Below are 12765 nucleotides of genomic sequence, written 5' to 3'. Positions count from 1 at the left end.
TGGGATCTTTGTGTGGGTGGCGATCCTAATTATCGAAGGGATTCAGTTACTGGCAATTAGATAAAAAATACGCGGCACTAATCGTAAATAAGTGCTGGTGTAAGCTGTGAAAATATTACCCCGTGCGAATTAATATTAATTATCGATCGCGCCTGCACGATCGATCGGCCAAAACCGAACTATTGCCTTACCGACAATTTTATTTTTAGGTACAAAACCCCAGTAGTGACTGTCATAGCTATTATTGCGGTTATCTCCCAATACTAAATACTGACCTTCAGGTACGATGCCATTAGGCGTTAAAGCCGTACTACTCCAATTATAACTCGGAGCTTCACCGAGATATTTCTCAGCGATAACTTTCCCATTGATATAAACTTTACCATTGTTGACTTCTACCCGATCGCCAGGTACGCCAATCACTCGTTTGATAAAATTATCTTTGAATTTTTGGTTGCCTTCAGCATCTACTTGCTTTGCTAACTCAGCGGTAGGGCTGAAAACAACAATATCACTGCGCACGGGATTAGTAAACCGATAACTAATTTTATCGACGATTAATTTATCGTTAATTTGTAATGTGGGTTGCATCGAAGCAGAAGGAATATAACAAGACTCAGCCACCGCAACCCGTAGCCCAAATGCGAACACAACACTCAATCCCAGCGTTTTGAGAGTTTCGATTGCGGGATGTTCGACTTTAGGTGTAGATGGAGAATTAGATTGTGGCTGTTTAGAACTCATGACATCGATCGCTGTAATATATAGTTAGGTAAATTGACGCGCTGGCATGAGTTTTGTTGCTAAATAATCCCCGATCGTGATGATTCTAGATTCGGCATCACTCAATCGAGCCGAACCGAGAGCTTGGTATTCGATCGGTAAATCCCGATCCCAAGCTCAGATTGTTGAGCTATCATTGCATTTAAACATTTATAATTTTGGCATTCGATCGCAACTATGGCGAAACGTCAACTACCAGAAACCACCGCTCGCGTGCGGGTTACCCATCACTCTTGGCAATTTGGTAAGGTTGTCGGCGAAGTAAGTGCTGGCGAATTTTGCTGGGACTTTCAGTGGTGCTGCCGCGAAGGTAGCCTAGAATTAATCGTCGAACCCGCGTTAGGACGTGCTTTGATTCAAGACGCTTTAGGTCGATTTTTAAAGCAGTGGGACTATCAATTAGAAGCTGGTGGCGATTATGAATTTACCGTCAGAGCAAAATTTTAATGTCGATAAATTGACAAATTTAACACCAATCCAAATTTTTTCGATCCCTTTGATAGCAAGAGATCTAGCTGAATCCGAACATTTTCGGAACTAGCGGAGTCAACAGAAAAGTGTCACAATCAAAATCGACTGTTAGTTAAATCTAACTGCGATTAACATCTCGATCGTCATCCTATGAAAAAAATCACTTTAACTGCTTTATCTACCGTTGTCTGCTCGTTACCCTTCGCAGCTAACTTAGCCGCTCCTGGTTTCGCACAACAGCAACCGACCAAAACTCCCACTACCAAAACCGCGCCAGCGACTACTCCTGGTGGAGTCAACTCGCAATCACAAGCGGTCGAGCAACTCAAGCTTACTAAAGAACAGCAGACTAAATTGCTCGAACTTCAGCAATCTGTCATGCAAAAGAAAATTGCCGTACTGACTCCCGCTCAAAAAGAACAGCTCAAGCTAGCAGTAAAGCAAGGTAAACCCCCCAGCTTGTCATTGACACCCGCTCAACAAACCCAACTTCAAGCCATCCAAACCGCAGCCATAGCTCAACAGGATGCCATCCTCACTACCGAACAAAAAGCCAAGCTCTTAGAAATGAACAAGCAGACCACTCCTCAACGCTAGAAGGCTGACGGCGGGTAGTAGGGTAGTGTTTTGATGTGGAACATCATTTTGCCTGCCCCTACCCCCTAATTCGCTCCGAACGACTGTTCGCAACATCTTCTAAATTGAGATTCGTCGTAGTTCGATCGTGCGTCCGATCGCCATATTCTGGTAGAATTTTGAAGGTTTCTAATAAGTGGCATCAATGGCTTCTACTCGCGCACGCATCGCACTGGACGCAATGGGTGGGGATGATGCACCCGCCGCCATAGTCGCGGGTGCGATCCTAGCCCAGACAGAATTAGCAGATGTAGACGTAATCTTGGTGGGCGATCCCGATCGCATTCAAGCTTGTCTGAACCAGCATCCCAACGCTCCCCAAATCGAGATTGTACCTGCCGAAGGGACGATCGAAATGCACGAAGAACCCCTGGGTGCCCTACGGCGCAAACCCAAGGCTTCGATTAATGTATCGATGCAGCTCGTTAAAGAGGGCAAAGCCGATGCAGTAGTTTCGGCTGGGCATTCTGGCGCAGCAATGGCAGCCGCATTATTAAGATTAGGACGGTTGCGGGGGATCGACAGACCTGCAATTGCGGCAGTATTTCCGACAAACCGTGCCGATAAGTCGGTACTAATTTTAGATGTCGGCGCGAATGTCGATTGTCGTCCCAAATATCTCGAACAATTTGCCGTAATGGGTTCGGTATACAGCCAGTGCGTGCTGGGTGTGGAAGTTCCCAAGGTGGGCTTGCTGAATATCGGTGAGGAAGAATCTAAGGGTAATGAGGTTGCACTCAAGGCGCATGAGGGTTTACGACAAAACGAACATATCAATTTTGTCGGCAATGCCGAAGGGCGCGATGTGCTGTCGGGCAATTTTGATGTCATTGTCTGCGACGGTTTCGTAGGTAATATCTTGCTCAAGTTTGCCGAAGCGGTGGGTAATATCGTCGTGCAAATGCTCAAAGAAGAGCTACCACGAGGCATCAATGGCAAAATCGGCACGGCATTACTCAAACCCAATCTCAAACGCCTAAAAAAACGCATCGATGCCGCCGAACATGGTGGTGGTTTATTATTAGGGGTAGAGGGTGTGTGCATTATCAGTCATGGTAGTTCGGATGCTTTCTCGATCGCTAATGCCATTCGCTTGGCTAAAAATGCGGTGGATAAAGATGTCATCGCCCAAATTCAATCTTCAACTCGCGACAAGTCACCACAACCAGAGCCAACCGTCGCTGGGGACTAACTACAATTCATAAGCTGTCAGTTAACTTAACGCCTATTATTACTACTAGTCATGGGTAATAGATAGCTGTTGCAACCTGGATCTACGTTCTAGATAGTCATCGCAAAACTTACTAAAATAGAAATGAAATTAGACGATTAGATCCATCCCCCTCCTCCCACACTCCCCACACTCCCGGTCCCCTCGTCCCCCTGTCCCCCCGTCCCCCTCTTCCCTCTATCTAAATGCCATCAAACTACACCTCAATGGGAGTCACTTTTATCGGATGCGGTGCGGCTGCTCCTGAGACTGTAGTCCTAAATGATGAGCTAGCGCAGGTGGTAGACACTTCCGATGAGTGGATTTCTAGCCGCACGGGCATCCGCCAGCGGCACATCAGCCACGATCGCGAGTCGTTGGCTGGATTGGCGACACAGGCGGCACAGCAGGCTCTAGAGATGGCTGGAGTGGCTGCAACCGATGTAGATCTGATAATTTTGGCAACTTCTTCAGCGGAAGATTTATTCGGTACGGCTTGTCAGATTCAGGCGCAGTTAGGCGCGACGAAGGCGGCGGCTTTTGACTTGACGGCGGCTTGTTCGGGGTTTGTATTTGGAGTAGTGACGGCGGCGCAGTTTTTACGATCGGGTGTATATCGGAATATTTTGGTAATTGGTGCCGATTTTTTATCGCGGTGGGTAAATTGGCAAGATCGCAATACTTGTGTGTTATTTGGCGATGGCGCGGGTGCGGTGTTAATGCAAGGTGCCGAAAATGTCGATCGATTGTTAGGGTTTGAAATTAACAGCGATGGTTCGCAAAATTGCTGTTTGAATCTGGCTTTTAAACCAGAATTAAGCGAGTTAATTCCTGGTGTAATTCTCACGCAAGGCAAGTATCAATACATTACGATGAATGGTAAAGATGTCTATCGCTTTGCCATTAATCGGGTGCCAGATGCGATCGATAAAGTCATTCATCAAGCCAATTTAACTAGTGCAGATATCGACTGGTTGATTTTGCATCAAGCCAACCAAAGAATTATGGATGCCGTCGCCGAACGTCTACACATATCGCCAGAAAAAGTAGTCAGTAATGTGGCTAAATATGGTAATACTTCAGCGGCTTCAATTCCGATCGCCTTGAATGAAGCAGTCAGAATGGGTAAAATTCAAGTTGGCGATACGATCGCCACATCCGGCTTTGGCGCAGGATTGAGTTGGGGTGCCGCAATTTTTAAGTGGGGCAAGTAATCAGATCGATCGCCTAATACCTAATATCTAACACCTAAAGCCTAAACTATGGAAGTCGATTTTCAACAAATTGAAGCGCGGAAAAAGATCTTAGAAAATACGCGAAGCGAACTAAAAAATCATTTTGTGGGTATCGACGAAACCATTGATGATTTGCTCGATTATATTCAGATCTGGTATTTGATGCCGGAAATTTTGAGCCGTCCGATTACTGTTAATTTGTGGGGAATGACGGGAGTTGGTAAAACAGATTTAGTCAGAAGACTGGTTAAATGTCTCAATTTTCAGGATCGGTTTATTGAAATAGAACTCAGCCATACCGAAGGAAGTTCTTGGGATAGTTCTGTCGGCTCCGCACTCAATCGCAATGGCATTAGCGACGGAAAACCCGCGATCGTTTTATTCGATGAAATTCAACGGTTTAATACCTTAAATCCCGACGGAAGTGCGGTGCAATCTTCGCGGTTTACCGATTTCTGGGAATTGTTAAGCGATGGTAAATTGTCTAAGCGAGTTAAAGACGATCTAGATTATTACATTCAAGATTATTTATATCAGCAAAAAAACATCAAAAAGCGCAAAGAACGCGGCGAAGAAGATGTCGATAAAAATCCGACAATGGGTTTTTACGAAGCCAAAAATCTCAAGTCAATGTTGCAATTAGATGGCGATATTTCGGATATTGCCGAAATGTCTCAAATGCAAATGGTCGAACAAATTCGCCAAGCAAAACAAAAGAAAAAAGTTTACGAACCGATCGATCGTTCTAAGACATTAATTATTATTAGTGGCAACTTAGATGAAGCTTTTTCAATGGCAACTCAAATTGCCGAGTCAGATGTTGATGCGGATATTTTTCATGCTTTTACTAAGAAGATTACCCTAGTAGATATTAAGAACGCCCTTAGTAAAAGTTTTCGTCCCGAACAAGTAGCCAGATTTGGGAATATTCACCTAATTTATGCCAGTCTCAAAAAGTGCGATTTCGAGCAACTAATCGAACACGAGATCGATCGCATTATCAAGATAACTAAAGAGAAATTTGATATCAGTGTAAAAGTCGATCGATCGATTCACAAATTAGTTTATCGAAATGGTGTTTTTCCAGTCCAAGGAGTTCGTCCGGTCTTTTCGAGCTTAGTTGACATTCTCGAAACCAATCTTTCTAAATTTTTATTCACCGCTTTACTCCGCAGTGAAAAGTATATCGATATTAATTATGACTTTGTTAAATCACAAATTAATGCCCAAATTGGTTACCAATTAGAAGAAATTCCATTCGTCGGGCGCATCGATAAAATTCGCGAAAGTAATCTCAGAGAAACGATCGTCAATATTAGCGTTCATGAATCCGGTCATGCGGTCGCTTACATGGTACTATTTGGTTTGGCACCACTACAGTTAAAATCTAAATTAGCTAGTAGTTATGCAGGTGGGTTTACCTTTCCCCACCAGATTTATGAAACTAAAGAAAACTTAATTAAACAAATTAAAATTTATCTAGCAGGCGGACTAGCAGAAGAGATTATCTTTGGTGATAAATTAGCTTCAGTCGGACGAATTCACGATCGCGAACAAGCGACTAAGATTGCGATCGACTATATTCGCCGCTACGGTTTCGATGAAGGATTTCAGGCTAACTATACCCTCGAATACGGGCACAGTATGGATATGAAAGCCACAGATTTAGATGTCGAAAAAATGGTCGTCCGCATGGCATCGGCAACTAGAGAGCTATTATCTGCTCATCGATCGTTACTCCAACAATTATCGTGGCAACTTGCTGCAACTGGTAGTTTAGCAGCAACGGAAGTGTCCGCGATCGGGCTAAAATATGGTGTACCAGTAATAGTTGAAGCAGAAGGATTCTTGATGATTCCTGCCTACAATCAATTGCTAACCGAACCGGAACATTAACCGGAATCCACATCACCTTCAATCTCAGAAGGATGATTTTTATCAAGCGTAATTAACATGAAAACCGCATGGGTATTTCCCGGACAAGGCTCGCAAGTACTCGGCATGGGGGTAGACTTATTAGAGATCGCCTCAGCTAAAGCAACATTCGATCGAGCCACCGAAATTCTAGGCTGGTCGATCGTCGATATTTGCCAAAATGATGAAGTAAAATTGGCAAATACTCGCTACACTCAACCCTGCTTGTACGTGATGGAGTGCATTTTAGTCGATTTACTCCAACACCGATTGCAACCCGATGTAGTTGCGGGACATAGTTTAGGTGAGTACGTCGCCTTGTATGCTGCTGGAGCCTTCGATTTTGAGACAGGATTGCAACTAGTCAAGCGGCGCGCCGAATTAATGGATTTAGCCTCCGAAGGTGGCATGACAGCCTTAATAGGCTTCGATCGAGCGCAATTAGAATCCGCGATTGCCGACACTAAAGGAGTAGTTTTGGCAAACGATAATAGTTCCGCTCAAGCCGTAATTTCGGGTACGGCGGCGGGAATAGCCGCAGTAGTCAGCCAAATTAAAGTCAAACGCGCCATTCCCCTCAATGTTTCCGGTGCATTCCATTCCCCCATGATGGCAACCGCCGCCGCCGAATTTGGCAAGCTATTAGCTTTGATCGTTTTTAATAACGCTAAAATTCCCGTCCTCTCGAATGTCGCACCCACACCCACCACCAACGGAGACGAACTAAAAGAACGCCTGAATCAGCAAATTACCGGATCGGTTCGGTGGCGCGAAATCTCGCTCCAGTTGCCAGAATTGGGCATTCAACAGGCGATCGAAGTCGGGCCGGGAAAAGTCCTCGGCGGACTAATTAAGCGCACCTGTGAGGGCATTTCAGTGGTACAAATCGGGACTCGATCGGAGTTAGAATCGATCGTACCAGGCTAATATTAAATTTAGATTGATGATGCGATCGCCAGATCTAAAACATAATCGGGTAAATTCTACCGAGAACTTCCAGCAATAAGTCTTTAGGACAAATAGCAATTAATTCAGCTCCTCTCGATTTATAATCTAACGATCGCAATTGGTCTGCCATCACGACACCAGTTACAGCTTCACCTTCGGGAATACTAACGTAGAAAGGGTTTTTTCGCTGGGTATTGCTAACCGGACAAACCAAGATAAAACCTCGGTGCTGGTTAAATTCAGTGTGGCTGACGACTAGTGCTGGACGCTTACCCATCTGTTCGCGTCCAGATTGCGGGTCGAAATTCAGCCAGATCAAATCGCCACACGCTGGAATGTAGTCTACCATTGTTCTGCGCCACTAGGTTGACCCCAATCGATCTCTGGCTCTAGCTCTAGTTCCTGGTTGAGTAGTTCAACCAAGGTGTATTTAGGCATTTTCTGGAGTGGCTCGACGATGAGTTGACCTTTTTCCAGCCGACAATCAACTTCGTCATTGACACCCAAAGCCAATTCATCTGCAATATGTTTAGGAATTCTGACAGCTAAAGAATTTCCCCAGCGACCAATTTGAGATTTCATACTAATCGATCTAAGATACACAAAGTATATCATCCTCCGATCGAGATTAGCAATAACATTAGCATCGAGTTAGGTACGATCGAGTTATTGTCATGTTGGGATTCGATCGGACTTACCATGCGATCTAAAATGTTAAACTTAAAGTATAAAATTTATCCACAAACCTAGTGGCTGAAATTCCTCCAGAAACGATCGCTAAAATATTAGAACTAATCGGTAGACTATCTATTCTCATTGACAGATCGTCTGCGGCAGAGTTGGCAATCTTCAATACCTATGGTGAAATAGAAGAGGTCGCTTATGTATTAGAACAGTTGGACAATACTAAAGAAAGAGGAATAGCCTCTTATACCAGGCTTTCTAGTTTGCTGCTAAAAGTATCCAGATTTCAACCATCAGCACCTATGGCAATGGTCGAAATGTTGGCTCAATCTATTGAAATAGCCGAAGCGATAGTCGATGCTGGTGAAGCAACCGTTAAAGAATCAAAAAGTGATTGGAACATCTAATGAATAAGCAACCCATTCCAGATCCCGAACTAGTGAAGAAAACCGTACGCGAACTAAAGGCACTTTGTCGTCAGTTCGATCTGCTTAATTTTCAGCTTGATGAATTAATCGCCTACGTTGATGCAGAAATTCGCAAGAGTCCCTTAACGGCATATCGGTTAGGTAAAACTCCTCGACAGACGATCGATTCTCCAGAGGAGCGGGCTTTCCGCCAACAAGATTAGCACCCACATTGGCATCGAGTTGGGTACGCTAGAGTTATTGTCTACTATACTCCCTCCCTACTCACTAGATTTATCGCTAACTGCGCGCATGATGCGCGAGAGATCGTATTTTTCATCTACAGAAATTCGACTGGGAGAACCGCTAATAATGCCCTCGTAATTACGGAACGAATCTTTAATTTCCGCACCATCTTTGCTAATCGTGTATTCGTGAATGCCCTTATCGTGCCAAGAGCCGCGCATTTTAAAAACATTGAGCGCGCGTGCCATTTCGCCGCGAATCTCGACATATTGGAGCATCAAAATTGTATCGGTAATCGTCGAAATATGGGAATCGGTAATGGAATTAGCTCCCATAAATTGGTCGGAAGTATTTGTAAAAAAGCCCGTAATTTCTTCTTGCTTGGCGTAACCAGTTACGCCAATTACAAATTGCCTAAACGAGTTATTGCTCACGCCGCGTGCCAGAGCTGAGAGCGAATCGATCGCAATTCGATCGGGTTTAAATTCGGCAATTTCTGACTTAATTGTTTGTAAATGATCTTCTAATCCAGCCGACTCTGGATAGGTACATAAAATTTTGAGCAGTCCTTGTTTCTCCAACTCTTCAAAATCGATCCCCCACGAAGAAGCGTTCCGCGATAACTGTGCGCGTGACTCTTCATAAGCAAACAAAATCGCTCGTTCTCCTGCCAAACAAGCTTCCTGAACAAATTTGCTCACTAGCAAGGTTTTCCCCGTACCAGTGGCTCCCGTCGCCAAAATAATCGAGTCCTTGAAATAGCCCCCGCCGCACATCGCATCTAAGGCTTTGACCCCAGATGATACCCGCACGTTAGAAGACTTCTGGGTGAGCCGCATTGCCCCCAATGGGAAGATATTGATCCCATGATTAGTGATCGTAAATGGGTACTCGCCTTTCATGTGCGTCGTTCCCCGCAATTTGAGAATTTCAATAGTCCGGCGGCGACGTTCGCCTTCTAGTACATTTCGGACGATTGCGACATTATCAGAGACAAATTCTTCGACACCAAATCGCGCCACTGGGCCGTATTCTTCAACGCGCTCGGTGGTCATAATGGTAGTCGCACCCATTTGTTTGAGTCGCGCTACCAGCCGAAAAATCTCGCGCCTAACTACCGAAGCTGCGTCGTATTGTTGAAAGATTGCTGTTACCGAATCGATCGACACCCGCTTGGCTTTATACTTAACAAAAGCATATTGAATTCGTTCTATTAATGCAGACAAATCGAAACTACCGACTACTTCTTGTCCTTCAGGATCTGGAGAGGCATCGAGAATAAATAACTTGCCATCGTCGATCGATTGCTGGAGATCCCAACCAAAACTGTGGGCGTTTTTGATAATATCAGCAGGTGATTCCTCGAACGTGACAAAGATTCCAGGCTCTTCAAAGTAGTGAATTCCGTTGTAAACAAATTGGACGGCTAACATAGTTTTACCCGTTCCCGATGTACCACTGAGGATCGTCGTTCTGCCAGATGGTAACCCACCATGAGAAATGTCATCGAATCCCTCGATCATGGTGCGAATTTTTTGCACGCCTAAGGGATGGAGCGGTAATTCTGCTAATTGATTCGTACTGGTCATTGCTGAGATTTGAAAAATTTCTAACTAAATAACTAATTCAACTCGATTACCTCGCGGCGCGGCTACGCCAACGAGCGTTCGCGTCGCTTGTTGGAGGCGGTTTGCTGTCGATAACGGCTGAAATTTACCCATCTAAAAATCGCCATCCCGTTCGGATAGTTCTTCATACAATAGATCCAATCCAATTAATACTTTTTCGCGATCGGATAAATCGCCAATAATCTTCCGCACTGGTGGCGGTAACACTTTAGAGAGAGTCGGAGTTGCGAGAATTTTATCTTCTTCTGCTAGTTGCGGATTTTTGAGTACATCAATTACTTTAAGCGCATATACGCCTTTAAACTCTTCTTCTAATATATTCTTTAGAGTTCGTAGTGCTCTGACCGAATTAGGTGTGTTTCCCGCCACATATAGCTTCAACACATAAGTTTTCATTAATGGAGGCATAAGTCAAATTATTAATTATCGGTTGTAAAATATTTAACTCAGTTACCTGCAAGGGACGATCTACACTCGATTCCTCCCATCGGATCTAGAGTCTTTAGAATTGCTTATCCGATCGCCGACGACAATCTCCATCACAATAATCGCATCGATCGGCAACTGTGGCTACTCACATCTTGCACCAATTCTCGCATGAGGGCGATCTCCAGCACAGAGTAAACAGCTAAACCCGAACATCCGCTCGTCCCTAAATTTAGCACGACCCAAGATAGTCACTGGTAAATCGAACTGTTACAGCTCTCGCGGTACCGATCGACGGTACATCTCACATAAGTGGGCGATGATGTCAATCAGTGTCAGACGGTATTCGAGCAAAATTTCCTCGCTGCGTCCTTCCAATTTTAACTGGTCTGAGAACTCTTCCATCAATTCCATGTGAATCTTGACAATTTCCGAAACAGCCAAATCGCGGAAAAAGATCTCGTTGACAAACTCGTCGATTTTGTCATCGTGCCGACTGTCGGCAAAATATTCCAGAACGATTTTGCGATACTGTAACTTGAGTTCGGTCAATAACTCCTGCTTGTGCTGGCGATCGAGCCGTCGAAAAAATTGTTGGGAGTTCCGCTTGTAGTAAACTGCTAAATAACCCAACCGCTCGCTAAGTTTGTCTGCTAGACGGCTTTGTTGCTGGAGCAAAAAGTTGGATTCGGGAATCTTGATGTGAGTTCGAGTTTGGGCAGGTTTGGAATCCTCAGATGTTGGCACGATTGGTGTCAAGTTCAAAAACTTGGCAATAGCTTTATCGATTGCTCCCCCAATTTCAGCTAATTCGGTTACTGCCAAAATTACTTCAGATGGCTGATAAATATAGCTACTAGATGCAGGTAAATTGGTGATTGCTGGATGTATGGGAGCCTGAGCGTTCGGCGGGATCAAGCGATGGACGACGACCACAGGCAAGATTAGCCCCCGCTCGTAAAGATAATTAATCGCTGGGAGCAGTTGTGCTTGAGCATAAAAGACTACGCAATCTAGCTCGTGCTTAGATATTTCCACATAGTCTAAAAACTCCGCTCGATCGGTAAAATAATTTAGGGCGTAACGATCTGCATCCAAATATCGACCCAACAACGGATAAATGTCTGTAGAGTCAGCTAAAACTGCAATCGTCAGAGAACCAGACAAAATAATTTACACTCGCTCATGGTACTCACACCTAACTCTTATAATCTTAATCTTTATTTTATAATTATACCACGATCGGTCTTGAAGGAGATGGGAGTTCTGAGATGGGAGACGGGGAGTGTGGGAAGTGTGGGAGGCGAAAAATTAAAGAACGCAGTTCCAAAACCTAAAACCTAAAACCTAAAACCTAAAACCCATCTCCGAACTTCTTACTTCTTACTCCTTACTCCTTACTTCTTACTCCCATCTCCCATCTCCCATCTCCGAACTCCCATCTCCTTACAATTTCAACGACTCGGTATTGACCTTCGATTCCCTGGAGAGGGCGACTTTACCAGTGCGGGCAATTTCTCTGATCCCGAATTTTTGTAAGACTTGGACGATCGCGACAATTTTACCAGGATCGCCGACTACTTCTAGAGTGAGGGCATCTTCAGAGGCATCTACCACCCGCGCTCTAAAAATGTGTGCGAGTTCGATAATTTCCGAGCGATGGGTACTACTGGCATTGACTTTGAGCAGCATCAATTCGCGTTCGACGCAAGGAATATCGGTAATATCCAAGACCTTGAGAATATTCACTAACTTGTATAACTGTTTGGTCAATTGTTCGATCGCCTGCTCGTCGCCATTGACTACCATCGTCACGCGCGAGCGACCTTCTTGTTCGGCGGGGCCAACCGCCAGACTTTCGATATTAAAGCCCCTGCGGGCAAATAGCCCCGCAATCCGAGTCAAAACTCCGGCTTCATCTTCAACCAAAACAGATAAAGTATGTTTCATTTTCTTAGGTGTTAGGTGTTAGGTATTAGGTGTTGGGGGTTAGGTATTAGGGTTAGGTATTAGGGTTAGGGGTTAGGTGTTCGGGGTTATGTGTTAGGTGTTAGGTATGAAGAGGTTGCGATCTTTGCTAAAACCTAAATCCTAACCTCCCATAGCCTAAATTCTAAAACCTAAATCCTAACCTCCCATAGCCTAAATTCCAAAGCCTAAAACCTAAAGCCTAATAC

General features: G+C 44.5%; 15 protein-coding genes. 8 read left to right on the top strand and 7 right to left on the bottom strand.

Annotated elements, in window-relative coordinates; all coding sequences use genetic code 11:
- Positions 1 to 135 precede the first annotated feature (135 nt).
- On the bottom strand, positions 136 to 744 hold the full coding sequence (gene lepB / locus Q0R35_RS11620; RefSeq protein ID WP_295617967.1) for a signal peptidase I: 609 nt from the start codon (positions 742 to 744) through the stop codon (positions 136 to 138).
- 216 nt (positions 745 to 960) lie between these two features.
- On the opposite strand from lepB, the gene Q0R35_RS11615 reads away from it, so the two are divergent.
- From Q0R35_RS11615 to fabD, 6 genes are all read left to right on the top strand, one after another.
- Positions 961 to 1230: a DUF3146 family protein gene (locus Q0R35_RS11615; protein WP_295617964.1), complete on the top strand. Its 270-nt coding sequence runs from the start codon at positions 961 to 963 to the stop codon at positions 1228 to 1230.
- Between the two features lie 174 nt (positions 1231 to 1404).
- Positions 1405 to 1851 carry a hypothetical protein gene (locus tag Q0R35_RS11610; RefSeq protein ID WP_295617961.1) on the top strand — a complete coding sequence of 149 codons (447 nt, stop codon included), beginning with the start codon at positions 1405 to 1407 and terminating at the stop codon, positions 1849 to 1851.
- 184 nt (positions 1852 to 2035) lie between these two features.
- The gene (gene plsX, locus Q0R35_RS11605) at positions 2036 to 3082 is read left to right on the top strand and encodes a phosphate acyltransferase PlsX (RefSeq protein ID WP_295617958.1); all 1047 of its coding nucleotides are present in this window, start codon (positions 2036 to 2038) and stop codon (positions 3080 to 3082) included.
- 224 nt (positions 3083 to 3306) lie between these two features.
- Positions 3307 to 4314, top strand: a complete 1008-nt coding sequence (locus tag Q0R35_RS11600) for a beta-ketoacyl-ACP synthase III (RefSeq protein WP_366944872.1) — start codon at positions 3307 to 3309, stop codon at positions 4312 to 4314.
- Positions 4315 to 4362: 48 nt separating this feature from the next.
- Positions 4363 to 6231 carry an AAA family ATPase gene (locus tag Q0R35_RS11595; protein ID WP_295617955.1) on the top strand — a complete coding sequence of 623 codons (1869 nt, stop codon included), beginning with the start codon at positions 4363 to 4365 and terminating at the stop codon, positions 6229 to 6231.
- Between the two features lie 57 nt (positions 6232 to 6288).
- Complete coding sequence (gene fabD, locus Q0R35_RS11590) at positions 6289 to 7176, top strand: ACP S-malonyltransferase (protein ID WP_295617952.1); 888 nt, start codon at positions 6289 to 6291, stop codon at positions 7174 to 7176.
- Positions 7177 to 7210: 34 nt separating this feature from the next.
- Here fabD and Q0R35_RS11585 read toward each other — a convergent pair whose 3' ends face one another.
- Both Q0R35_RS11585 and Q0R35_RS11580 read right to left on the bottom strand, forming a co-directional pair.
- Entirely contained in the window at positions 7211 to 7546 is a 336-nt protein-coding gene (locus Q0R35_RS11585; protein ID WP_295617949.1) for a type II toxin-antitoxin system PemK/MazF family toxin, read from the bottom strand.
- On the bottom strand, positions 7540 to 7779 hold the full coding sequence (locus tag Q0R35_RS11580) for an AbrB/MazE/SpoVT family DNA-binding domain-containing protein (protein WP_295617946.1): 240 nt from the start codon (positions 7777 to 7779) through the stop codon (positions 7540 to 7542). The genes Q0R35_RS11585 and Q0R35_RS11580 overlap by 7 nt, the downstream gene beginning before the upstream one ends.
- A gap of 167 nt (positions 7780 to 7946) precedes the next feature.
- Here Q0R35_RS11580 and Q0R35_RS11575 point away from each other — a divergent pair, with 167 nt between their 5' ends.
- Both Q0R35_RS11575 and Q0R35_RS11570 read left to right on the top strand, forming a co-directional pair.
- Positions 7947 to 8288: a hypothetical protein gene (locus tag Q0R35_RS11575; RefSeq protein WP_295617943.1), complete on the top strand. Its 342-nt coding sequence runs from the start codon at positions 7947 to 7949 to the stop codon at positions 8286 to 8288.
- Entirely contained in the window at positions 8288 to 8512 is a 225-nt protein-coding gene (locus tag Q0R35_RS11570) for a hypothetical protein (RefSeq protein ID WP_295617940.1), read from the top strand. The genes Q0R35_RS11575 and Q0R35_RS11570 overlap by 1 nt, the downstream gene beginning before the upstream one ends.
- 57 nt (positions 8513 to 8569) lie before the next feature.
- Here Q0R35_RS11570 and kaiC read toward each other — a convergent pair whose 3' ends face one another.
- The 4 genes from kaiC to ilvN form a co-directional block, all read right to left on the bottom strand.
- Complete coding sequence (kaiC, locus tag Q0R35_RS11565; protein ID WP_295617937.1) at positions 8570 to 10123, bottom strand: circadian clock protein KaiC; 1554 nt, start codon at positions 10121 to 10123, stop codon at positions 8570 to 8572.
- A gap of 132 nt (positions 10124 to 10255) precedes the next feature.
- A complete protein-coding gene (gene kaiB / locus Q0R35_RS11560) occupies positions 10256 to 10570 on the bottom strand; it encodes a circadian clock protein KaiB (protein ID WP_295617934.1) in 315 nt (104 codons plus the stop codon).
- Positions 10571 to 10858: 288 nt separating this feature from the next.
- Positions 10859 to 11755: a circadian clock protein KaiA gene (locus Q0R35_RS11555; protein WP_295617931.1), complete on the bottom strand. Its 897-nt coding sequence runs from the start codon at positions 11753 to 11755 to the stop codon at positions 10859 to 10861.
- Positions 11756 to 12034: 279 nt separating this feature from the next.
- On the bottom strand, positions 12035 to 12538 hold the full coding sequence (gene ilvN / locus Q0R35_RS11550) for an acetolactate synthase small subunit (protein ID WP_295617927.1): 504 nt from the start codon (positions 12536 to 12538) through the stop codon (positions 12035 to 12037).
- Between the last annotated feature and the right edge of the window lie 227 nt (positions 12539 to 12765).

Source organism: Chamaesiphon sp. GL140_3_metabinner_50 (genome assembly GCF_025361915.1).
In the GTDB taxonomy this organism is placed as follows: Bacteria; Cyanobacteriota; Cyanobacteriia; order Cyanobacteriales; family Chamaesiphonaceae; genus Chamaesiphon.
This window is presented reverse-complemented; position numbering and strand designations above follow the sequence as displayed.